General features: G+C 42.1%; 18 protein-coding genes and 1 pseudogene. 10 read left to right on the top strand and 9 right to left on the bottom strand.

Annotated elements, in window-relative coordinates:
* Positions 1-48: 48 nt before the first annotated feature.
* Complete coding sequence (locus ACED41_RS09315; protein WP_371724857.1) at positions 49-792, bottom strand: 5-oxoprolinase subunit PxpA; 744 nt, start codon at positions 790-792, stop codon at positions 49-51.
* Positions 793-962: 170 nt separating this feature from the next.
* On the opposite strand from ACED41_RS09315, the gene ACED41_RS09310 reads away from it, so the two are divergent.
* The 4 genes from ACED41_RS09310 (at position 963) to galE (ending at position 6,624) form a co-directional block, all read left to right on the top strand.
* A complete protein-coding gene (locus ACED41_RS09310; protein WP_371724856.1) occupies positions 963-3,026 on the top strand; it encodes a TonB-dependent receptor plug domain-containing protein in 2,064 nt (687 codons plus the stop codon).
* Positions 3,016-3,552: a YfiR family protein gene (locus ACED41_RS09305; RefSeq protein WP_371724855.1), complete on the top strand. Its 537-nt coding sequence runs from the start codon at positions 3,016-3,018 to the stop codon at positions 3,550-3,552. The genes ACED41_RS09310 and ACED41_RS09305 overlap by 11 nt, the downstream gene beginning before the upstream one ends.
* Positions 3,552-5,528 carry a diguanylate cyclase domain-containing protein gene (locus ACED41_RS09300; protein ID WP_371724854.1) on the top strand — a complete coding sequence of 659 codons (1,977 nt, stop codon included), beginning with the start codon at positions 3,552-3,554 and terminating at the stop codon, positions 5,526-5,528. Before ACED41_RS09305 ends, ACED41_RS09300 begins: the two co-directional genes overlap by 1 nt.
* Before the next feature lie 82 nt (positions 5,529-5,610).
* Positions 5,611-6,624: a UDP-glucose 4-epimerase GalE gene (galE, locus tag ACED41_RS09295; RefSeq protein WP_371724853.1), complete on the top strand. Its 1,014-nt coding sequence runs from the start codon at positions 5,611-5,613 to the stop codon at positions 6,622-6,624.
* 343 nt (positions 6,625-6,967) lie between these two features.
* Here galE and ACED41_RS09290 read toward each other — a convergent pair whose 3' ends face one another.
* A complete protein-coding gene (locus ACED41_RS09290) occupies positions 6,968-9,100 on the bottom strand; it encodes a TonB-dependent hemoglobin/transferrin/lactoferrin family receptor (RefSeq protein WP_371724852.1) in 2,133 nt (710 codons plus the stop codon).
* Between the two features lie 224 nt (positions 9,101-9,324).
* Here ACED41_RS09290 and ACED41_RS09285 point away from each other — a divergent pair, with 224 nt between their 5' ends.
* Positions 9,325-10,212 (top strand): LysR family transcriptional regulator, encoded by an 888-nt coding sequence (locus ACED41_RS09285; RefSeq protein WP_136974592.1) that lies wholly within the window; start codon positions 9,325-9,327, stop codon positions 10,210-10,212.
* Here the strand turns inward: ACED41_RS09285 and ACED41_RS09280 are convergent.
* Positions 10,204-12,885 (bottom strand): GNAT family N-acetyltransferase, encoded by a 2,682-nt coding sequence (locus tag ACED41_RS09280; RefSeq protein WP_371724851.1) that lies wholly within the window; start codon positions 12,883-12,885, stop codon positions 10,204-10,206. The two genes, ACED41_RS09285 and ACED41_RS09280, sit on opposite strands and share 9 nt — an antisense overlap.
* A gap of 216 nt (positions 12,886-13,101) precedes the next feature.
* Here ACED41_RS09280 and ACED41_RS09275 point away from each other — a divergent pair, with 216 nt between their 5' ends.
* Positions 13,102-13,665, top strand: coding sequence for an SPOR domain-containing protein (locus ACED41_RS09275; RefSeq protein WP_017060092.1), 564 nt, complete (start codon positions 13,102-13,104; stop codon positions 13,663-13,665).
* A gap of 179 nt (positions 13,666-13,844) precedes the next feature.
* Positions 13,845-14,840: a D-alanine--D-alanine ligase gene (locus tag ACED41_RS09270; protein ID WP_017064584.1), complete on the top strand. Its 996-nt coding sequence runs from the start codon at positions 13,845-13,847 to the stop codon at positions 14,838-14,840.
* A 155-nt stretch (positions 14,841-14,995) separates the two neighbouring features.
* Here ACED41_RS09270 and ACED41_RS09265 read toward each other — a convergent pair whose 3' ends face one another.
* Positions 14,996-15,964 (bottom strand): tyrosine-type recombinase/integrase, encoded by a 969-nt coding sequence (locus tag ACED41_RS09265; RefSeq protein WP_371724850.1) that lies wholly within the window; start codon positions 15,962-15,964, stop codon positions 14,996-14,998.
* Positions 15,965-16,064: 100 nt separating this feature from the next.
* On the opposite strand from ACED41_RS09265, the gene ACED41_RS09260 reads away from it, so the two are divergent.
* The 3 genes and pseudogenes from ACED41_RS09260 to ACED41_RS09250 all read left to right on the top strand — a co-directional run.
* Positions 16,065-16,433, top strand: coding sequence for a DUF3319 domain-containing protein (locus ACED41_RS09260; RefSeq protein ID WP_017060095.1), 369 nt, complete (start codon positions 16,065-16,067; stop codon positions 16,431-16,433).
* Between the two features lie 3 nt (positions 16,434-16,436).
* Positions 16,437-16,748 (top strand): stress response translation initiation inhibitor YciH, encoded by a 312-nt coding sequence (yciH, locus tag ACED41_RS09255; RefSeq protein WP_008221404.1) that lies wholly within the window; start codon positions 16,437-16,439, stop codon positions 16,746-16,748.
* Between the two features lie 1,035 nt (positions 16,749-17,783).
* Positions 17,784-18,272: pseudogene (locus ACED41_RS09250) on the top strand (GGDEF domain-containing protein); the annotation flags it as partial.
* Positions 18,273-18,818: 546 nt separating this feature from the next.
* Here the strand turns inward: ACED41_RS09250 and ACED41_RS09245 are convergent.
* From ACED41_RS09245 to vxrA, 5 genes are read right to left on the bottom strand one after another with little or no spacing between them, the layout of a single operon-like run.
* Positions 18,819-18,971, bottom strand: coding sequence for a YoaH family protein (locus tag ACED41_RS09245; protein WP_004731009.1), 153 nt, complete (start codon positions 18,969-18,971; stop codon positions 18,819-18,821).
* 41 nt (positions 18,972-19,012) lie between these two features.
* Positions 19,013-20,167: a conjugal transfer protein TraF gene (locus ACED41_RS09240; RefSeq protein ID WP_017069084.1), complete on the bottom strand. Its 1,155-nt coding sequence runs from the start codon at positions 20,165-20,167 to the stop codon at positions 19,013-19,015.
* A gap of 50 nt (positions 20,168-20,217) precedes the next feature.
* Complete coding sequence (locus tag ACED41_RS09235; protein ID WP_029235234.1) at positions 20,218-21,105, bottom strand: DUF2861 family protein; 888 nt, start codon at positions 21,103-21,105, stop codon at positions 20,218-20,220.
* Entirely contained in the window at positions 21,105-21,764 is a 660-nt protein-coding gene (gene vxrB, locus ACED41_RS09230) for a response regulator transcription factor VxrB (RefSeq protein WP_017060099.1), read from the bottom strand. Before vxrB ends, ACED41_RS09235 begins: the two co-directional genes overlap by 1 nt.
* Positions 21,739-23,211: a sensor histidine kinase VxrA gene (gene vxrA, locus ACED41_RS09225; protein WP_102428373.1), complete on the bottom strand. Its 1,473-nt coding sequence runs from the start codon at positions 23,209-23,211 to the stop codon at positions 21,739-21,741. The genes vxrB and vxrA overlap by 26 nt, the downstream gene beginning before the upstream one ends.
* Positions 23,212-23,311 lie beyond the last annotated feature (100 nt).

Below are 23,311 nucleotides of genomic sequence, written 5' to 3'. Positions count from 1 at the left end.
ATCTCACGAGCGATTAGACCATGCGTCATACCAATCACACGCTTCATACTAATTAAAAGCGTTGAGGCCTTGTCTGATTTTTCTAATTAATGCGATGGATTGAGGGTTATCACCATGAACACAGATAGTATCAGCTTCAATAGGCAGTCTTTCGCCCTCTAAAGTCGTAACCGAGCCATAGTTAATGATTTGCATAACTTGGTTATAGATATCGTCTTGATTGACGTAAACCGAGCCTTTTTGAGTACGTGGCGCTAATTGTCCGTTATTTAAATAAGCACGGTCGGCAAACGCTTCAAACAAGAGAGGCAAGTCATGGTCGTCAGCAATATCCAAATACTGTTGATTGTCTGATGAAGAGAGAATCATCAACGGGATGTTAAACTCAGCGACGGCTTGGGCTACCGCATTGAACACATCAATGTTTGCCATCATATCGTTATAAAGAGCGCCATGAGGTTTCACATAGCCAACAGTGGTATGGTGATAGCGGCAAAGGGCTTGTAATGCACCGACTTGATAGCAAACCAGCTCACTGATTTCGTCCATGGTGTGTGGAATAGAACGGCGACCAAAACCAACGAGATCTTGATAACCGGGATGAGCACCAATTTGGGTGTGATAGTGCTGCGCCAGTTTTATCGTCTTGGACATAACGTGCGGATCAGACGCGTGGAAGCCACAAGCGATGTTTGCCATATCGACCCATTCCATGACCGACTCGTCATCGCCCATCTTCCAATTGCCGAAACTTTCTCCCATGTCGCAATTAAGCAAAATCTTCGTTGTCACGTGGTGCTAATCCTTTACGTTGAGGTAAGTAATGACGGTCTTATAAATACCATAAATAAACAGTGACCTAACTCAAACTTTCGACACCGTAGATTTACCAGTATGGCATTTCATATATAGTTGAACTATTGATTAAAGGATTAATATCTATCTGTATATTAGGTGAGCACATGATATCCCGCCAGGTTTGCTTAGGACTAGCATTAATGATACCTGTTTTTGTCTCTGCTCAAGAAAACTCTCTAGACCAGCTGATGTCGATGAGCCTTGAAGAGTTGTCTATGTTAGATGTCGAAATGGAAACGGCTTCGAAAGTGACACAAAAACTCACTGACATTCCCTCGTCGGTGTACGTACTTTCTAATGAGCGAATTCAGCGCAGTGGCGCGAAAACCATTGCAGAAGTCCTAACGCTTGTACCCGGACTCAAAGTCACCAAACTCAACGAAACCTCATGGTTTGTTTCAACACGCGGCTTTCATGATGGGTTATATAACAAGATGCTCGTGATGATGGATGGACGAAGCTTGTTTAGCCCAGTCTATGGCGGTACGTATTGGAGCGACGTTGACTATGTACTTGCCGACATCGAACGCATCGAAGTACTCAAAGGCCCCGGCGGAACAATTTGGGGTGGCAACGCGGTTAATGGTGTAGTCAATATCATTACTAAGTCTGCCAATGATACGCAGGGGACTTATCTCTCCGGTGTCGCGTCTAATACTAATAACTATGAATTTAGTGTTCGTCAGGGATTAAGCCTCAACGACAGTGTGAATGCTCGTGCCTTTTATAAATACCGAGAAGAACCAACATATCGCACAAATGAATCTGAAAAATGGAAAGCACAAACGGCAGGGATGGTGTTTCAGCCAAGTAATGCTGAAGAAAATTGGTCATTACGTATCGGTGGTGAGAAAAGCTTTTATGAGTCGGAATTGTATACGTTTCAATATGATAACTCAGGGTCGTTTGTCGGGGCACAAGCCAATGATTTCGATAACAAGAGCCAATCTGTTTACGTCCAATTCAACGACTCTCGCCATTTTGATGAAAGTTCGACACTCTCATATTCGTTATGGGGTGAATATAATGAGGATAATGCGCCAGACGCTCCGGGAAGCTATTCGACCCTCGATTTTGACTCTACTTATATCAACCAACTATCGGAAAGCCATCAGCTAACACTTGGTGGTGGCCTGCGATATATGTATCTTGATTTCTCCTCAAGCCAAGTTTGGGACGTGGATTGGTACAACCCTGATTACTACGGTCGAGCTTACAACATCCAATCTGCCAACGATTACATTGCGAACGCTTTTATACAGTCTCAAATTCAAATGACGGAAGCGCTGTCTATTACTCTTGGTGCCAAGGTTGAACACTTTACACAGAATGAATCAACTGAGCTTTCACCTCAATTGCGTGGTTTATATAAGTTCACCCAACGTCACTCCGTATGGGCGGGGCTTAGCCGTGCGGTCGTTGCACCATCTTATATGGATTCCAATTCCACCTATTATTTCAATAGTTACAATGCTGACTCAAACAACAGCTACCTAGATGTATATAAATCAAGCTCGAGTCTTGAAACAGAGAGTGTCGTAACGGCGGAAATGGGTTATCGCTACTCAAACAATTCAAATTTCGAACTCGATGCAACGATTTATCTGAGTGAACATGACAACCTTCGCTTTCACAGCTATGACCCGAATGATATCCCTGCGAATCATGTCTATGTCGGTGCGTTGTCTGATGATTATAAAGCAAAAACTTATGGCTTAGAGTTAGGCGCGAGTTACCAACTCACCGCAGATTTAGCCAGTTACCTGAGTTACGCCTATACGACATTGGAAGGTGAGAATAAAGGTGATGACCTGAAATCTAGTCCTCAAACGAGTGTTTATTACGATATTGATAATGAACATTTAGCCACGGCACAGTTGATGTGGAATATCACCGAAAGTTGGCAATTCGATGTGATAGGCCAGTACATTAATGTGAATTACCCAGACTATTGGGTAGCAGGCGATGGCACTCAATATAAATGGCAGTCTTACCCACATGAAATAACCTTTGATGCGCGTCTCGCATGGAAAAAATCGTCCGCAGCACCTTTAATTGAAGTGGTTGTTGAAAATATAGGTAAGAGTGACGGCTATCAAGCTGAATTCACATCTCAGAAAAGCGTCAATCAAGAATCGGTGTATGTGAGGATCTCTCATGAATTCTAAATGGCTTAAGCACCGCATTAAGCTCGGCTTATCTAAACTAGGCTTAGCGGCTTTAACGATGCTTATTGTGCCGTTGAACACCTCAGCTGCTAGCTTCAAACCTTATGAAGTGAAAGCGGTGTACCTTTTTAGAATTGCGAATTTTATACGTTGGAATGATGAAAGCTCAATGAACGCTGTGAACTTTTGTGTGATTGGCGATGAAGAGGTAAGCCAAGTGCTAACGTCAATTACCGAGGGGAAATCTATTCGTTCGCTCGCTATCCGAGTTCAACAGTCGATTACTTCTAAGTGTGATATTACGTATTTGTCTGACCGTAAAAATGACCAATTTCTTAGTCAAGAGCACTCGCCACATACTGTGACAATCAGTGATATCCCTAACTTTACGGACTTAGGTGGAATCATTGAACTCACGCACATCGATAATAAGCTCAAACCTAAGATCAATCTAGAGAACGCAAGGCGCGGTGACTACGTCATTGGCTCGAACCTGTTACGAATCGCTATAGTGGAGGGCCAATAATGTTGTCTTTCATTAATAACATATCGATTAAAAACAAGCTGATATTACCCATTATCATCTTCATCGCAGTCACTTTTGTAACGATCCAATCGGTAAATTACACTGTCACGTTTGAGAGAGAGAAAGAGAGTCTTATTCAGCGTGTTAAAGTGCTAGCACAAGGTGTTGCTTATAACTTGCAAGCCGCGATTTTATTTGAAGACAAGTCATCGGCTCAGGAAATATTGTCAGCTTTCGTCGCAGATAAAGAGATTGTTAGAGTGAAGCTCTATGACATCAACGAACAGCTTTTTGCCAGCTATCAGGTGAGCAACACTCTGGTTCCAAGGCCAAACGCAGAAGAATTAGACGATATCGCCGATCATCAATTTGCCATCTCTGAGCATTTCATCTTCTTGCTCGTTCCAGTGACACTGGATGGCGCAGTGATCGCGAACTTGAGAGTAACAATATCGAAAGAGACGTTTAATTCGATCTTAACGAATATTTTCAAGGTTGCGGTCGTCTACCTGTTGTTTCTGGTGATGTTAGGCGGAGTAGTGGTCAAATTGGTGCAACGCTTGATTATCGAACCGATGTTTGACCTCAATGAGGCGATGCAAGCCTTTGTTGAGCGTCGTTCGAAGCAGCCTAAATTAGTCGTAACGAACCGCGATGAAATCGGCGATCTGGTTCGAGCTTTCAATACCATGTTAGAAAGGCTTCAACATCGCGATAACCAAATCAATTTTACGTTAGACAAGTTACAAGAAGAAAAATCATTCGCAAATGAGGTCATTGAAACCGTTCAGCACTCTTTGTTGGTGGTGGATGAAAAAGGGCTCATTCTTCATGCGAACGCAGCTACTCGGGATATTTTTAAATGCTCGGAAGCCTTTCTTGAGAATTTGTTGATCCAAGAGTTGATCGCGACCAAGCAAACGGGTTACTTACAAGATGTTATTGATGCCAATATTGAACTTAATGACGAATTGCTGGAAACCACCGATCTCTTTCAATCAAAACGCTGGCTCCGTGTGAGCAGTCGTTCTTTGACAAAACATGGTCGTATTCTTTATGCAATCCAAGATGTCACCGACATAGAAACGGCCATGAGTCGCCAACGTATTGCTGCGGGTGTTTTCGAAAACAGTAAAGACGGCTTGATCGTGCTCAACTCATCCAATGTGATAACCATGGTTAACCCGGCGATCACACAACTTCTCGGTTATCACTCTGATCTGCTGGTGGGCAAAACACCATTTGAAGTATTTTCGTGGCAGCAATTTTCATCATTGATGCCGACAATTCGCAGTTCGTTAGACAACTATGGTCAATGGCAAGGCGAAGTGTGGGAGAAAAGCGCGTCCGGCACGTTAGTTCCAATGTTTGTCAAAGTGAATCGAATTGCCTCAGACAACGAGAAAGACGAGTTTGATATGGTATTAACGCTGTCTGATTTATCCAACGTTAAAGAGATGGAAAGACTCGAACACTTGGCTCATCACGATGCATTAACCGGGTTAGCGAATAGAGCGCAGCTGTATAAGGTTATGGATGATGTTGTCACGTCGAGCCACTATTCAAATCAGCATTTTGCGGTTATTTACTTGGATTTGGATGGCTTCAAAGAAGTGAATGACAACTATGGTCACGATGCGGGTGACGAAATCCTTAAAGAAGTGTCAAACCGGTTATTATCTCAGGTAAGAGCGGGGGATTTGGTTGCACGTTTGTCGGGTGATGAATTTGTTCTTATTATTAAACAGACAAACAAAGTCTTATTAGCGAAGTTAGCCGAGCGATTGTTGGATCTGATCAGGCAAGAAGTGAATTATAAACAGCGTTCACTTCATGTTGGGGCGAGCTTAGGTATCAATTTAGTTGATGGCTCAGAGCGTGATATTGACGTGATTCTAAAGGTTGCTGATGAGGCTATGTACCAAGCGAAACGCAAAGGAAAAGGTCAGTTTGTGTTCGCTCGTGAGGGTAAATAGGCACCGGTGTTTGTGAGCTCACCCTAAGTTGTTGTATCATAAGTGATAGGTTGAATATTTTTAATTAAAAGGTCTGCTAAGCATGAATGTTTTAGTTACAGGTGGCATGGGTTACATTGGTAGCCATACAAGTATCCAGATGATCAACGCAGGTATGACACCTGTACTTTTTGATAGCTTGTACAACAGCAAACCAAGCGTTCTAGAGCGCATCGAAAAAGTCTCGGGCGTTCGTCCCAACTTCATTGAAGGTGACGTTCGTGATAAAGCGCTTTTGACTGAAACTATGAAGCAACACAACATCGAAGCGGTTATCCATTTTGCTGGTCTGAAAGCCGTCGGAGAGTCTGTGGAAAAGCCTCTTGAATACTACGACAACAACGTAAACGGCACTTTAGTTCTTGTTGATGCAATGCGTGATGCGGGTGTAAAAGCCTTGGTATTTAGCTCTTCAGCAACGGTATACGGTGATCCTGCAAGTGTGCCAATTACTGAAGACTTCCCAACAAGCGCTACCAACCCATATGGTCGTAGTAAACTAATGGTTGAAGAGTGTTTAACCGATTTCCAAAAAGCCAATCCTGATTGGAGCATTACACTGCTGCGTTACTTTAACCCTGTAGGTTCACATCCAAGTGGTGAGCTAGGTGAAGACCCGCAAGGTATCCCAAATAACCTAATGCCATTTGTCTCTCAAGTAGCAGTGGGCCGCCGTGAATTCCTATCTGTATTTGGTAGCGATTATCCAACAAAAGACGGGACTGGCGTTCGCGATTACATCCACGTAATGGATCTGTCTGATGGCCACATCGCAGCGCTTGAGAAAGTAGGGTGCAAAGACGGTCTTCATATCTACAACCTTGGTACGGGTAACGGTTCAAGTGTGTTAGACATGGTTAAAGCATTCGAACAAGCAAGCGGTAAAGAGATCCCTTACAAGCTAGTTGAACGCCGTCCTGGTGACATCGCAGAGTGTTGGGCAGATCCAGCTAAAGCTCAGAAAGAACTGGGCTGGAATGCAAGCCGCACATTGGCTGAAATGACCGAAGATACATGGCGCTGGCAGTCAACAAACCCGAATGGATTCCCTGGTTAACCTAGTGGTTTCGTGAATGATTCAAAAATTAAAAGATGCTTTCGGGCATCTTTTTTGATCTTAATCGAATAAAAAGTAAATTAGTGGTTAAAAAGTATCATTCTGTATCCGCTGTGTTATTATGCTCGCGAATTATATGTTTAATGTTAATTTTCTTTGGAGTTAATCATGGAACTAGGCCTAATCATCACTTTCATCGTTGCTGCTGCAGTAATGGTTAAAAAAGAGATGGCAGAGAAGTAATTTCACTTATTACCTTTTTTATACAATTTTTTAGTGAAATAAATTAAAAGCCAGCAATTAAGCTGGCTTTTTAGTTTCTGCAATTCAGTTTTTTAACGAATTAGAATTCGTATTTAGCTGTAATTGACCAGTTACGACCTGCTTGCGTGTAATCTTTATCTTCTTGTGAGAATCCACGAACGTCATTCCACGAGTAGTACTCTTCATCCGTAACGTTGAAGAGACCTGCTCTAAGCGTAAGATCCTTCATCGGCAAGTAGTATGCTGTTAGGTCAACTACAGTTGCTGAATCAATTGGTAGAATTTCATCATTCAAACCATCGCTGTTGATATCACTAGACTTCTTACCTGCTGTGTAGCTTATGTTAAGTGATGTACCCCATAGTGCTGAAGGAGCATCATAGTTAAAACCAACGACAGCGTTCCAAGGGTTTACACTGTTAAGAGGATTACCTTCGCCATCTTCACCTTCAGTATACGTTGCAGAAACACGAGTACTAACACCTTTCACTGGCATGAAGCTATTCCAAGACTGTGTATTTGACGCTTCGATACCTTTAATTACGGCTTCATCAATGTTTACATTCTGATATATTGTTGGATCGGTCGGAGTGGCTGAGCCACTAACTGCTACGTTATCAATAAAGTTATCATAATCGCTGTAGAAGATAGCGATTTCGCTTGATGAATAATTTGTGTTATGACGCCAACCTAACTCGTATGAAATACTTTCTTCAGCTTCTAAGTCAGGGTTAGGGGCATTCAAATAACCGTGAGCAGGATTACCAAATGAGTAGTAAAGCTCTTGGAAATCAGGAGCTCTAAAGCCTTGGCTGATTTGACCGAAGATCTTATTTTCATCATTAAGCGTGTAAGTTGTACCCAAACGTCCGGTAACAGCTGAGTCTGAATATTTTGCATAAGACTCTTCTGGGTTACCACTTGGGTTTTGACTTGTATCACCTGGATCAGTTTCAAAACCATCAAAACGAACACCCGGAGTAATCATCCAATTTCCGATCGTCATTTCATTTTGAGCAAAGAATCCATATTTTCTTTCAGATGCGGCAGGGATGTAGAAAATAACTTGGTCTGCGCTGATGGAGTTATATTCGTTATTAACGTTTTTAATGTCTTTGTCCGAATATGAAGCGCCATAGATAAAGTAGTTTTCTACATTACCCGTCATGAAGAACTTATCGAATTGCACATCAAATTGATAACCTTCATCCTCGTAGATATAGTCCTTTTTCTGAACATTACCTGCCGGAGGTAGGAACATACCGCCATTAGAAGTACGATTAGTTACGCCATTCTCTTCTTTGCTCAGCCAGTCAGCTTGCCAAGTAATAGTATCTGCAAACGCTAGGTCAGCATCCCAAATATGTTTGATACCGATTTGCTGTTGGCTAGTTGTGTCTTCGCCAGTGTAGTCGGTGTAACTTGCACTATTTAAATCGGTATCACCAGAATTCTCAATGAAGTTACCAGAAAACTCTAAACGGTGTTGTTCGTTTAATTGGTACTGAAGCTTAACCAACAAGTTGTTGTTCTGAGTATCTTGCTCATCAGGTGTACCAAAGTTATCAGTTTGCTCACCGTCTCTGCGAGTATAAGCAACTAACGTTTCTAGGTCGCCAATACGATTTGCTAAAGCAACCGATTCGCTAAAGGTATTATCAGATGAAGAGTAGTTGAACTTCGCGTGGCCACCGAAGTCTTTGTCTTTTAAAAAGTCACTCGGGTCTTTTGTTTCGAACGCAGCAATACCACCAATCGCGTCAGAACCATACAGAGAAGAAGCCGCACCTTTAACAATCTCGACAGACTTCAACATATCCGTATCGACATCAATGCGTGAAGAGTTAATGAAGTTATATGACTGAGTACCACTTGGAGTAAATTGGCTAGTTTGTGATACTCCATCAACGATAACCTTTACTCGGTTACCTTCCATACCACGAATGTTAATACCTTGAATCCCTTGGCGAGAATTCGTAGTCACCGTGACACCTGGTGTGTACTTAAATAAGTCTTCTACATCCGTAACCATGTTTTTTTCGATATCTTTATCGTTAATCACAGTTACCGACGCAGCAACATCTTCAAGTTGTTGATTAGTACGAGTCGAAGATACAACAACCTCGTCAAATAGGGCATAATCGTCAGCAAAGGCTGATGTTGATGAAAGCGCTAAAACGATTGAAGCAGAGAGCAGGGATTGCTTATACATCTGATAGTTACCTTAGTTCCATAGTATTATCTTGATTTGCGAAACATAATATTGGATCTAAATGATAATTACTATTATTTGCATTTAAATAATTTTCAATTTTATCAACTAACTCATAATTAATACTCTTAAATATCTGTATTAAAAAGACTTTTACAGTTCCATTCACAGTCTGAATGCTTCTGTTTTTGTGATTCAAGTCTCATTTATAAAGTAGGAAAGCTATGCATAGTCCAATAACACTTGAAGCGTTACACATCCTAGACGCCATCGACCGACGTGGAAGTTTCGCCGCCGCGGCCAATGAAATGGACAGAGCGCCTTCATCACTCAGCTATCAAATACAGAAGCTTGAACAAGATCTAGACATCATGATTTTTGACCGCTCAGGCCACCGTGCAAATTTCACGGAAGCGGGTCAGTTGATACTTGAGCAAGGTAGAATCATTCTTGGAGCTACAGAACGTCTTGTTAACGAGGCAAGCATTCTAGCCAATGGTTGGGAGCTCGATTTGACCATCGCCTTTGATGGCATTATCCCGATTGCTAACTTTTTCCCACTGGTAGATGAACTAGGAAAAATCAGTAAAACACGCGTTCGTTTGCAAGAGGAAATCTTAGCGGGTTGTTGGGAATCTCTCACAGATGGTCGTGCTGACTTATTGATATGCCCTAAGCTCGATACAATTCCAAACGATATGAAAAGTGACGTAATTGGTAAAATGGAGATGGTGTGGGTCGCGGCATCAAGCCACTATGTTCACAAGCGTTCTGGTGAATTCGATCAGAAAGCGAGAGAAAGTTACAGGGTTATTGCCATTGCAGACACCGCACGCGATCAGCCAGCACTAAGCATCAATATTCTAGAGAAACAGCCTCGTTTAACCGTGACAAGCTTTCCTGCGAAAGTAGAGGCTTTGACATCAGGACTAGGGATTGGCACCTTACCGAATAGTGTCGCTAAACCTTTGATTGAATCTGGCGTACTACAGCAGATCTCCGGTACAGAACCACAACCGATCGATATTGTTATGGCTTGGCGACGCAACAAAATGGGCGACGCCAAGTCTTGGTGTATCCAACATCTTAAAAAGACATGGGCGTTAAAGTAACGGTAACACCATATCTGCAGTACCATCTTCAAAACTGATATCTAGCTTAAAACCGAGCTTTTGAGCTAGTGTCAGCATCCCTCTATTGGTTGGCATCGTCATCCCCGACATCTGCTTGGTCTGCTTCGCACGGCAGTAATCGATAACCTTGGTCATAAGAATGCGACCTAGACCAACACCTTTAAGGTCAGAACGAATCAATATTGCGAATTCGGCGTCTGTGTTCTCAGGGTTAATCAGCGCACGGGACACGCCGATGATCGCTGGAACGCCTTGTTCCTCGCGAACGACCACAAAGGCGATTTCTCTATCGAAATCAATCTGAGTGAAATTCGCCAACGCCTCATGATTGAATTCACCGACATCACTAAAGAAACGCTTATAGAGATCTTCCTTAGACACACGGTTAATGAAGTCAGCATGAAGCGGTTCATCTTCGGGAAGAATAGGGCGTAACAACACTTCGGTTCCATCTTTTAGCTGGATACGTTCTTCAAGCTCGACCGGATAAGGGCGAATCGCAAGACGTTCCTGTGGATCGCCTTCGTACGCTTTCAAGATGATATCGGCATCTAATATCGTGAACTTGTCACCATTGGCCAGTACTGGATGGATATCCAAATCATGTATTTCAGGGCAATCCACTACCATTTGCGATATACGTACCAATAACTCAGACAAACCTTCTATATCGATGGGGTTAGGGAGTTTTTGTAGACGAATCTTGCCGCTTTTTATCGCTCGAATAATCAAGTAACGCGCCAGTGTCATGTTGAGCGGTGGAAAAGCAGCTGCGGCATCAATCGACTCATCCCACTCCGAACCACCTTGTCCAAGTAATATGATTGGGCCGAAGGTTTCGTCTGTTGTAACCTTAATACGCAACTCTTGGCCGCCCGCGAGCTTAGCCATGCCTTGAATTAACAAGCCGTGGATGTTTGCTGTAGGGAAGGAAAATTGAGAACGATCGAGAATTGCCTGAGCCGCATTGGCAACTTCACTGCTGTTTCGCAAATTGAGCATCACGCCTTGTACGTCTGACTTATGTGCAATATCCGGCGAACGTAATTTTACTGCGACGGGATAACCGATCGTTTCAGCGATGTGTACCGCTTCACTTGGGTCAGAAGCGATCCAAGTTGGTAACACATCGAGGTTGAAGCTCTTGAAAAACTGACTGTTTTGGTGAGTATCAAGGCTAACTGTATCTTTATCCAGTAGTTTTCTTTCTATCCAACCTTTCGCATCTGCTAGATCTTCAATGTGTACTTTTTCTGCAGTGGTCGGCGTTTCCATTAACTGACGTTGGTTACGTCTGTACTCGACTAAGTGCATGAATGCGACCACAGAGCTTTCAGGGGTCCGATAAGTTGGGAAACCCGCTTCGGTAAACAGCTTTCGTGCGGGCCTTGCTGTTAGCTCACCAGACCAATTCGTCAGGATGTTAAAGCGCTTGTGGCGAGGGTGCTTCTTAATCTCTTCAATAATTCGTTCTGCCGTTTTAGCGGAATGTGCGACCGCTGAAGGGCTGTGCATGATAAGAATCGCGTCTGCTTCATCGCCATCGAGTAAGATGTTTATAGTGTCGATATAACGTTGATCACCAGCGTCGCCGACAATATCGATAGGATTGCTATGAGACCAACTCGATGGCAAAACCTTGTTCAACTTATCAAGTGTATCTTCTGAAAACTCTGCGAGCTTACCACCGCGGTCAAATAGGGTGTCCACAGCCATAATCGCAGGGCCGCCACCATTAGTAACAATAGCCAAGCGCTCGCCTCGCAATGGTACTGAATGAGTCAGTGTTTCTACCGCAGCAAACAGTTCATGTAAGTTCTTAACTCGTAGCATGCCGCTGCGTCGGATTGCGGAATCATAAATAATATCTAATGTGTCGGCACCGCCAGTGTGAGCCATTGCTGCGGCTCTGCCTTTCGCCGTTCGACCGCCTTTCAACACCAAAATTCGTCGGTTACGCGAAGCCGCACGCGCTGCAGAAATAAAGCGCCTCGCATCAGTAATGCTGTCTACATAAAGCAATATCGCTTCGGTGTGAGAGTCGGTACTGAGATAATCCAATAACTCCGAGAATTCGATATCGCTACCATTGCCTATAGAGATAAACGCCGAAAAACCGATCTCTTTGTCATTAGCCCAATCGAGAATAGTGGTACACACAGCTGCCGACTGAGAAACAAAGGCGATCTTACCGGGTAATGCTGTCACTGGAGAGAATGAGGCGTTCAAATTTAACCAAGGAACAATCACCCCCAAACTATTGGAACCCAACACTCGAATGTTGTGCTTTTTGGCAATCGCTAGGCATCGTTCATCATACGTCTCACCATTATCGCTTTCTTGCTGCATGTCTGAAGAAAGCACAATGACAGAGGCTATACCTTTCTCAGCCAGTTCTTCAAAAATAGCGACATTACGGGTCGCATTGGTACACAAGATTGCGAGGTCAGGAACAATCGGTAACGACAAAATGTTCTTGTAAGAAAGCACACCGGCCACTGAATCATATTTCGGCGTAACCGGCATCACCGCACCTTTAAAATCCCCATGCAACAAATTGTTCATAACAATATATCCTGCGCGTGTTTCTCGTTGAGAAGCACCAACAACAGCGATTGAACGGGGTTTAAGTAGGGGATCAAGATGATTCATAGACATATCCTAGCAATGCACGTAAGTTCATCGTAACTTACTTTGCACTCACAGGTTGATGGCAAATTCACCGAATTCAGATGAATAAGCAAACACTGCATAAAGTTTGTGAAATAGGTCACCCACTAATGGTGTATAATCCCAAAGTTAACTTGATTCTAAACCGACGTATCGGCATGATTTATAGTAATTATTATTAAGGATATAGAGCTTTCCATGAAAAAATTTGCAATTGTGACTTTGCCACTGCTCTTGGCTGCATGTGTATCTGACGACTACGTTACCAATGTCACTTCAGATAGTTATCAAGAAGAGTACAAAACGGCAAAAGTTGAAGCTCCAGTTGTATCTCAATCTGAGCAAACAAGCGTTGTTGAAGAAAATGTTGTCAACGTTATCAGAACCGAACCTGTTGAACAGAAAGTCGCTCAAACGACTAAAGCTAAGCCAGTTGCAGTAGTGACAGGCCCAACCAAGAAACAACAAGACATGAACCAACGTTTTGGTTACACAGTTCAAGTTGTTGCTGTTGGCAGCCAAAGTAAAGTCGATTCTTTCGTGAAAATGCTACCTACGACTTCTCAACCAGTTTGGGAAAACTACAAAATGGTTAACGGCACTAAGTGGTTCACGGTACTTTATGGTGACTACGCAACACGCTTAGAAGCTAAAAAGGCAATCTCAACACTGCCGAACACTTTCCAAAACTTGAAGCCGTTCGTTAAGAGCATTGATGACATCAAGAACTCTGAATACCCAACGCTTAACAAGTTGAACTAAGTTTTGATTCATAAAGAAGGGGCAAATGCTCCTTCTTTTGTTTTAAGACTCGCTGTTTTGTTTAATAGTTAATCGCTCGATCTTTCGAACGCAATTTTAACAATCAAAACACTGTACCTATCTCGACTTTTGTTTATCATTGAAGTCAGTACTCCTAGTTTCAAGGACCGAATTTACCCATGAACACCACAAACATCCTTCTACTTTGCGGCGGTGGATCTTCAGAGCATGAAGTATCTTTAGTTTCAGCCAATTACCTTTTTGAACAACTTAATAGCGTTGCAGATTTTAACGTTGTAAGAGTTGAAATTAAGAACGAAGGCTGGTGTCTTGATTCAGGTGAATTGGTTTATCTTGATATTAACGACCAAACCTTACGCGGTGACAATTTAGCATCTAAAGTCGATTTCATTGTGCCTTGCATACACGGTTTCCCAGGTGAAACAGGTGACATTCAATCACTGTTTGAAATGGCTAAAATTCCATACCTAGGTTGTGGTCCAGAAGCAAGCAACAACAGCTTTAACAAAATCACGTCAAAGCTTTGGTACGACGCACTTGGTATTCCAAACACGCCGTACCTGTTCTTATCAGACAACAATGATCAAGCTCACTCACAAGCAACTCAAGCATTTGAAAAGTGGGGTAAAGTGTTTGTGAAAGCGGCTCGTCAAGGTTCTTCTGTAGGTTGTTACCAAGTTAACCAAGTAGAAGATTTAAGCGAGGCTATCAACAAGGCGTTCACTTTCTCGGACCAAGTATTGGTTGAGAAATCAGTGGTGCCTAGAGAGCTAGAAATTGCTGCTTATGAAATCGATGGCGAGCTACACATCAGCAAGCCGGGTGAGGTGATTGCACCGAATGGCGCATTTTACTCTTACGAAGAGAAGTACAGTGCAGACAGCCACTCGATCACTGAAGTTGAAGCAAGTAATTTAACTGACGAACAGCGTGAATTGATTGCAGACAGCGCACGAAAAGTCTTCACCCAGATGAAGCTTCGTCACTTGTCTCGTATCGACTTCTTTTTAACGCAAGACAACGAAATCTACCTGAACGAAGTCAACACCTTCCCAGGTATGACGCCAATCTCCATGTTCCCTAAAATGGTTGAACATGACGGCCACAAATTCAGCCAGTTCTTAGAAAACTGCGTGAGAACAAGCCTTTCTTAGGTTTCTAACTCGTTTTCGTTCACTTAGAGCTGAACCAACAAGTGCCTTGAGCTTTCGCCAAGGCGCTTTTTGTTTTTAACGCTAACCGTTTTTACAAATATCGTTTTAACCATAACTTATATCAAAATAGTAATATCCAAGTAATCTGCGACCCGTCATTGCCAAGGTATTAACGCCTTAAACTTCATCTTCTCACTATCAGCCGTTCCCGTGAAACCGACATATTGAGCTGGCATTGCCGGGCTAAGCCAACGACCAAAGTCCTGAATCTCTCTCACCTTAAGACCTTGTTTCGACAACTCTTGTGCAGCACCAACACGAATCGAATTTCCAGAGAAATGGTGATTTTCTGGCAGTTGAAGTAAGTCGCTAGCTCTTCTCAATATCCTATAGATGGACGAATCATCTAAAGGCTGCAAACCAATATTCTCATGCTTGTCTATCGCACGAAATACTGGCAAGTCATCTTGTATACCAGTAAACGAAAGCCAACGTTGAAGTGCAACACTGGCTATTTGTGACAACTGATAAGCCGAATCTTTGAGTGTTACTTGGTAATGATCTTCAACGTACTCAACATCACTCATCGATAACAACTTAAGCTCTGAGCGCTTTAAAGCACACTCGAACATCACGTTATAAATAGCAATGTCTCTGATCTCTTTCAGGTTTGCTTTCTCATGGGAGAGTAACGTATTCAAATCAGTGAGATGCACAGATGTCATAGCATTGGTTTGTTTAGCGTCACCGGCCATTTGAGATTGTAAGTGGAGTAGGGTAAAGCGAACTTGCCTGTGCTTGATCGGGTTAGCAAAGCTCAACACAGTATGTAACATGCTAAGCGTTGCAGTGTAACGTTTTAGCGATGCGTATTTTCTATCGTTAGACTCCGTTTCAAGAAAACGACGAACAGCGGTTATAGATGCGGGAAGTGTGTTAATACGATGTTTGGTACAGAACGCATGATAGCGATTCCAATCACTGTAAATGCCCAACAGTGAATTGCGAGAGTATTGAAATCCTGTCAACTCATCTATAATTTCTATTGTCACGTTGCTGTTTAATTTTTCAACAAATGAATTAATTATCACAGAGTCAGTTAAAATAGGGACTTTTTTTCTCAAATTACCATACCTCGACAGGTGTTTTTACCATATTATGCTTGATATCATTATTAGTATACTTATGATTAATGCAGTGAAAACAGAAAGATGATTAATAGATATGGCTAATTCAATTTACCGAAGCGTCCATCTTCAATCGATAGATGCTAACAACACAGTTTGGCGTGCTAAGTTAAAAAACAACGTTATTCAGGGCAACCTAGCTGCCGTGAAAAAGAGTATTGATTGGTGGATTGATACCGCATCTATTATTGATCCAAAAGAATTCATGTCATTAAATAAGTCGAGAGGAACTGGTGGCTCGACTGAAAACTTCAACGGCTACCAAATCAAGAATGACACCGGTGAGCCTAATGCGTGGTATTGCATGTTTAACGGTCGCTTAATCAAAGGCGGCAAGGTTGCAATCCAACGCCATATAGAAGCTTACTTACTCGCAAAACAAAAAGCAGAGCAACAAAAGAAGTAAATTATGAGCCTAGTATATTCAACAGAAACAGGTCGCATTAAGCCTGAAGAAGAGAAAGTCCAACGTCCTAAAGGCGATGGTATCGTTCGAATCCAAAAAGAAACCAAAGGCCGTAAAGGCAAAGGCGTTTCTGTCGTAACTGGCTTAGACCTAGATGACGCACCATTAAAACTAATGGCAGCAGAACTCAAGAAAGTTTGCGGCTGCGGTGGCTCAGTAAAAGATGGCAACATCGAAATTCAAGGTGACGCGCGCGACAAGATCAAAGCGCACCTTGAAAAGAAAGGCTACAAAGTTAAATTTGCTGGCGGTTAATCTCTAACTAATACCAGAGTTAAAATCGAAGATTATTATCACTGGTTATTAGGTATTTTATGGTAAATAGCCAGTATGGTTAAATACACAGTATAAATTAGAGAATATCGGCACAATACAAAGGCAGGGCATCACACAAAGATACCTGCCTTATAAACATCAAAATCCATTTAACATAACGTACATAATACGCAGTTGACATAATAATACGTGTAGTTAATTCTAAAGGTAGTATTCTCATCTTTTGTCCTTAAAATCCTTGTTCCAACTGACTCTCACGCTTCTTGCGCCGTTCAGAGTTTTCTTATCGCATTTGAAATCTAATAATTATATGTACGGCCAGCGTCTACACAATTCAATCTTCATTCAGAAAATCTAATTGACGAGAAACTTTGTCCATCTGATTTAACTTATATGCCACTTCTCTGTTTGCATTAACGGTTCGCTGCGCTGTGTGCAATTCTTGTAAGCATTGCTGTTGTTTCTATTCCAGATTTCACACACGCGACCAATGTTTCTTATCAACTGCACATGCTTAGCTCTCGTTTAAATCCATCAACTAATAAAGTTCGTGTGTCTTATGTAGACCCGCACACAGATTTTTCAAACCTTCTTAACGATTCTCTCTAGAGTTAGTACTTTGTGTTCAGTTTGCATAGATTCATTACACTTATTGCTGGTACACAACACCGATACTTGGGAGATCCATAATCACGGTTTGCCCTGAAATTACGTTCAATTGGACTTAGGTAGCTTTGGTAATAAACCTAAGAGTTACTTTAAACCCATTGCGCTTAGTTTTTCTTTACTTGTTTTCTCTAACTGATATGCCTGCTTTGAAGTCGCAATGGTGTTACCGCCTGAGATTAGAAAGCTTATAATGTTTATCGACACATGTAATCAATAAGTAAAGTGACACTGTAGCTAGCTGTACAGGTAAAGCTTGGTCCTATGGAAACACAAAATAAAGAACCCAAATAGCAACTGTATATTTACACAGTTAAATTATTATCCCCTTAAAACGTTACCTTTCGTATAAATACCGAACAAAAACAACGCTATTTAGGCATATATCTGTCGCTGGGCGCGTATTTTTGCCTAGCAATCACGCTAGTGTCGTTGATCTCTTTTAATACGCTCATGGATAAGAACTACATCATCACACCTGACAGATAACCTACGCGCGTAAATACGGACAGAGACTACGATGGTGGCACCGTAGGCTCATTACATAAGTCAGAAGATGGAATTGAGTTACAGTGTGACTTTGAACAAACCTATAGCTTACCCTTCTGTGAAATTGAGTTCGTTATATCGACCCAAAATAAAGGGCTCGATCTCTCAACGTTCGATTCGGTCACCATCAATATAGAATATGAAGGTCAAGAGGAGCCAAGGTTTCGATTCTACATACGTAACCACGACGACAACTACAGCGCTCAAAGCGACCCTATTTCTAACAAGTTCTATCGCTTAGACTTATCATTCCCCAATAGAAAACACATCGATTTAGCATTCTCAAATTGATACGCGCCGCATTCCTTAATCGACTTCTACACAACACCTTACGCCTCGTAAGCTTTTTAAATACTTATTCTGTAAAGCACATATGTGGCAACGAAGCTTGCTCTAAGCGGTGGTAAGCCATTCGCGATATCGGTTTTGAACATTACCGCTGTGGATTGTTTCACTCTGTTCTTAGATAAAATCCTCATTTGTCTGCTTCTGATCATTCATGGATTCTCATCCGTTCAAAATACAAGTCACAACGTCACTAGCCGTAAAAACACCATATATTTAGCCATTTAGACATGGTGACACAAATACTGACACCTAAAGTGGCGATTGTTTTACTTTCAGATCTTGCTGTAATTTAATTACAAATCAAAGCCAAGTAAAGCCTGAGAAGTTAATTACTCTGACGTAACTTGTTGAATAAAAAGTATTTAAGAGTTTTGGATAGGTCGGGATTTAGAGAAACTAAAGAGTAGGTATGTACGAGATAATATACTAGAGGGTAATATATTTAGTTATAGTGCACTATCGTATTAAAAAAGAAGGGCTGATGCCCTACTCTTCTTTATTACTCATTTCTTCACGGATTTGCTCAGCAACGATTTTGATAGCTTGTGCTGTGCTGATGCCTTGGGTCATCATTTCTTGAATTCGTTCAACAGCTTTCTGTTGTTCTTCGTGAGAAAGGGTTGGTAAGTCGTTTAGCATGCTCTGCTCCTTTATTTAGGAGCAGAACTATATAAGGACTGTTAGTAACTAGCAAGGAAATTGATGGATGCACCCATCGCATTTTCATTCGTGTAGTTAGCACTTAGATCTAGCTGAAACAAGTTCAATGGCGAGATACCAACACCAGCTGTCACTGTTCCTTCTGAATCAGAGTAAGCCAGGTTCTTGTAATACCCTCCCCTTAGCTTAAGCTGACGTAACAGGTCGACTTCAGTACCAACACGAATCATCTGTTCGTTGTCTTCGAACGAAGTAAACTTCTCCGCTTCATTCAAATCATAATCAACACTCAACGTAAAGTAATCGGAAACGATCCCCGCACCAACAGTGTAGACAGGCCCCAGGTTATAAGAATGACTCGATGTTACTGTTCTTGTAGCCCCTGTGCTGCTTGTTAGCTGTTGGCTAACGGATTTAGTTTCAATCTCACGGTCTATAATATTCGTTGCAGAAAAACCCACTCTAAATGGGCCGTAAAACCAAAGCGCACCTGCATCAATATTAAATGTAGTTTCCGCGGTGTCGTTTTCTCGAACATCACTTAGATCGTAGTTTTGTGCCGAGGCAATGTAGTTATACGTATAGATTCTTTGGAGTTTTGGAGAAATACCAAACGACAAATGTTGTCCCATGAACGTTTGATATTTTGCTAATGATATACCAGCTTCCATAATGCCAATAGAAACAGCTTTAACAGCAGTTAACTCAGCATTAACCAAGTCACTATTAGCAGCGTCACTAGATGTATCAGGGGTTACAAATGATTCAGTGTATGCTTTTGCAAATACGTTTGCTGCAATATACTGATTTGGTAGAGCGAATGCTACAACACCACCTAAATCAACATTCAGGCTATCACCATTAAGAGCATCTAGATCAGAACCAGTCACAGTACCTGACTCAATGCTGTCAACTAAATTATCGATATCATCAACTAAGTTATTAGGGTCATTATAATTACCGCCAAAACTTGGCGTGATCATTCCCATGTCATCATTACGACGATAAATCGCAACAAGTGCTGGGTTATAGAATGGAGCAGTTAGGAAGTTTGCTGAAACAACACCAACACCACCCATCGCATCACCACGCGCTTCAATGGCGTAGTTTGCTGCTGAAAGAGGAAGACTGGCGAATGCAATTGACGCTGCGAGTAGTTTTGTAGTTTTTTTCATGCCGTTTATCTTTGTTAGATCCCTTACATAGTTAACGGCACAATTTTAAATTACTTTAACTCTTCTTCGCTAGAAATATCATAAGTTTTACTGATAGTTTGTGCTTGTTCTATCGCTATGTCGCCTTGCCAGCGTGAATGCACCATTGAAACCGCTAAAACATAGCGATCATTAGGAAGTTCTTCACCAGTAAGGTTCATTGGATAATCAGATTCGTAGCTCTTGCCCCAGACCTGTTCATAGTGTTCATCAACGTAATCGTACAAACCGATTTCGAGCTTAGGGAGCGGACAATAAGGATTGAGTAGTTCTTTTTTATCGATTCGCCACGTGTCTTTTGATGCCCAGCGAACTTGTTGACGCATGGCAACTTCACCCAAAACAACCCAAGTGCTCCAAGACTTTCCGCCATCACCTTTAACGCTTAAACGGTATAAACCGGATTCAAGTTGAGAGGCTAAATTGTAACGCTTGCGGTATAGACTCACCGATGCGTTGTTAACCACTTCACTGTCTTTGGTTAACTCACTGTCCGAAGAAACGATCTTATCGACCCACTTCTCGAAGGTAATGTCTTGAATGTTGTTTTCGGATTCAACATTAATCGATACACGAAAGGTATCTCGGCCAGGGCTTTGAATGATGTGTCTTTTAACGACGACTGAACTAATCCAATCTGGGAGTGTTTTTCTGGTGAGAGTTTTACCACAATCTTTGTTCAATGCTTGATCGAACAGTTCATTGAGGTGATCTTCTCGTGATTGAGACGAGTTGATTTGCCAAACTTCCACTAATGAGTCAAACATCTGAGGTAAATCGTTATCTAGCAGATGTTTATGAACTTGAGTCAGAGCATCGCTGCTCTTAAACCAATCCGTTGCTTGCGCGGTATTCGCTACGCAAGAAAACATTAATAGTGGAAGTAAGGCTATTCTCATTACGCTTTCATCTTGTAACCAACGCCACGCAGCGTTTCAATTTCTAGACCCGGTAGTTTCTGTCTTAGTTGCAGAACGTGCGTGTCTACCGTACGTGTTGTTGGGAAATGGTTGTAACCCCATACATGGTCAAGCAGTTCATCACGTGTAAACACACGTCCAAGGTTACTTGCCAAGAACAGTAGAAGGTCAAATTCAGTGCGCGTTAACGTTACTTCCTGTTCATTGAAAAACACTTCACGTGTCGCTTTATCGATAACAAGATTCTGAGCGATAACTTTTGATGCATCTTGTTCTTCAGAATCTGGCAGGCGAAGTTGAGCACGAATTCGAGCAAATAGCTCAGCCTCTGCGAATGGCTTTGTTAAGTAGTCGTTTGCACCTGAATCTAGGCCCGCTACTTTGTCTTTTACTGTCACGAGAGCCGTCAGCAAAATAACTGGGATATCTTTCTTTTTCTTCCAACCTGGAAGTGAATCTACTGAGTCGCCATCAGGAAGTTGACGGTCTAGAATCACTAGATCCGCTTGTTCCCAGTAGCCTTCAACTTCAGAGATCAGTTCTGCATGCAAACATTCATATCCAGCTTGCTCAAGGCTAACTAATAAACCGTCAGCTAAATTTTTATCATCTTCAACGAGAAGCAATGTCTGTTTCACAAGGTATCTCCAAAATAAATGTTGTTGGGGGGCCGATAAGCGTCATGTGACCGCCCATTTTTCCAACCATAGATTCCACTATCGTCAGACCTAAACCGAGTCCACTCTTACTTACGAATGGCTTTCTTAGTTGCCCCCAATCTTTGCGAGACAAGTCTCCATTATCTATAACTTTGAATGTCAGCTTCTTGTCAGAAGTATTCAGTTCTAGAATTACTGGAGCCACACCGTATTTCACGGCATTTCTGATTAGGTTATCGATGCACGTTCCCAACCAATATACGTTCACTTTTGCAGCTATATCTTTGTTTACACGGAGTTCAATCCCCGGCGCAAAGTCTTCTTCAACTTTGTATTGGAGCCACTCTTCAACACTTGGCACCCACTCTGTTGCGAGCGGTTGATTATCTGATTGCAGGTAATCTTTACTTGCTTCCGCCAACTGTCTTAAACGGCGTGTATCTTCACACAGCCTACGGAACTCATCATATACCGATTCTGGTAAGTGTTCGAACTCACGCCTGAACCCTTCCACCGTCAATGACAAACTCGCAATCGGCGTTCTTAATTCGTGCGTTAGGATTTGAAGAACCAGCATGCGACTCTTCATCTCTTGTTTCTTGCTGTTCCAGCGGTAAATCGCCCAACCTAAGACAAGCATGATGTTGGCAATAACCAAGATAAACATGGCGACTTGCAGAAGCTCTGAATGATCTTCTATTTCCCAACACACATTACCACGCTGGACAAAACAGCTTTTACCTTCTGAAGACAAGCTAAACGATAACCCAGCAAGCGTGGCATTTTCGTTCCAGACTGATTTTTTATACAGGTAATATCTGTAGCCGCGTTTTACCCACATCTCATCAAGCTCAACAAACATACTCGCACCCGCTAACAGCGCGGTGATTGCTTCGCTATCCATTTGTTGCAAGCGAGACAGTAGTTCATCGTGTTCGGTGTTTGGTCGCTCTTGAATATGCATAAAGCGCTTCAGAGAGTCGAATTTTTCTGGGTACTTCTCAACGTATCGTGCCGCATAAGAACCGCCGCCAGGGTGAATCAAACCACTACGGCTAAACCAACGGTCAGAAAGCTTGGTGCCTTTACACATTGCACGAGTAAAAACTAAAGGCTCAGTAATCAAAGGGCTTAACGGCAGTTTACCACTACAGGTTTTTGATAACTGGTACAAGCGCTGAATGTCTTTTAACGGGTACTCTGCTGTTTGTGGCAGCATAGAAGACGGCATGATCAAACGTGTTGGATAATCAGCCTGTAGCACTCGAATATCGTAAGATTCGATTGCCGTTTCATGATCAAAGAGTTTGGTGAAATTATCGATACGCTCAGGTAAAGAGTCAGCAAATGCGTTTGCAGACACAGACAACGTAGCGATAAGAAGAGTAAATGTTCTTTTGATGATCACAAACCAACGCAAATTCATATAGATCAACCAAATATATACCATTCGCTATCAAAGATAAATTTTTAACCGCATGAAAAACATTGAGAATGGCGAGCTACAGAGATAAAGGCCAATATAT

The sequence above is a fragment of the Vibrio sp. 1F255 genome (genome assembly GCF_041439145.1).
GTDB classification, from domain to species: Bacteria; Pseudomonadota; Gammaproteobacteria; order Enterobacterales; family Vibrionaceae; genus Vibrio; species Vibrio crassostreae_C.
This window is presented reverse-complemented; position numbering and strand designations above follow the sequence as displayed.

Excerpts from the sequence above, each read along its gene's own strand:
- ACED41_RS09280 (WP_371724851.1), bottom strand. The coding sequence starts at position 12,885 with ATGAATCATCTTGATCCCCTACTTAAACCCCGTTCAATCGCTGTTGTT.
- ACED41_RS09310 (WP_371724856.1), top strand. The coding sequence starts at position 963 with ATGATATCCCGCCAGGTTTGCTTAGGACTAGCATTAATGATACCTGTT.
- vxrA (WP_102428373.1), bottom strand. The coding sequence starts at position 23,211 with ATGAATTTGCGTTGGTTTGTGATCATCAAAAGAACATTTACTCTTCTT.
- ACED41_RS09290 (WP_371724852.1), bottom strand. The coding sequence starts at position 9,100 with ATGTATAAGCAATCCCTGCTCTCTGCTTCAATCGTTTTAGCGCTTTCA.
- ACED41_RS09300 (WP_371724854.1), top strand. The coding sequence starts at position 3,552 with ATGTTGTCTTTCATTAATAACATATCGATTAAAAACAAGCTGATATTA.
- ACED41_RS09260 (WP_017060095.1), top strand. The coding sequence starts at position 16,065 with ATGGCTAATTCAATTTACCGAAGCGTCCATCTTCAATCGATAGATGCT.
- ACED41_RS09270 (WP_017064584.1), top strand. The coding sequence starts at position 13,845 with ATGAACACCACAAACATCCTTCTACTTTGCGGCGGTGGATCTTCAGAG.
- ACED41_RS09245 (WP_004731009.1), bottom strand. The coding sequence starts at position 18,971 with ATGCTAAACGACTTACCAACCCTTTCTCACGAAGAACAACAGAAAGCT.
- ACED41_RS09285 (WP_136974592.1), top strand. The coding sequence starts at position 9,325 with ATGCATAGTCCAATAACACTTGAAGCGTTACACATCCTAGACGCCATC.
- ACED41_RS09235 (WP_029235234.1), bottom strand. The coding sequence starts at position 21,105 with ATGAGAATAGCCTTACTTCCACTATTAATGTTTTCTTGCGTAGCGAAT.
- yciH (WP_008221404.1), top strand. The coding sequence starts at position 16,437 with ATGAGCCTAGTATATTCAACAGAAACAGGTCGCATTAAGCCTGAAGAA.
- ACED41_RS09305 (WP_371724855.1), top strand. The coding sequence starts at position 3,016 with ATGAATTCTAAATGGCTTAAGCACCGCATTAAGCTCGGCTTATCTAAA.
- galE (WP_371724853.1), top strand. The coding sequence starts at position 5,611 with ATGAATGTTTTAGTTACAGGTGGCATGGGTTACATTGGTAGCCATACA.
- ACED41_RS09275 (WP_017060092.1), top strand. The coding sequence starts at position 13,102 with ATGAAAAAATTTGCAATTGTGACTTTGCCACTGCTCTTGGCTGCATGT.
- ACED41_RS09240 (WP_017069084.1), bottom strand. The coding sequence starts at position 20,167 with ATGAAAAAAACTACAAAACTACTCGCAGCGTCAATTGCATTCGCCAGT.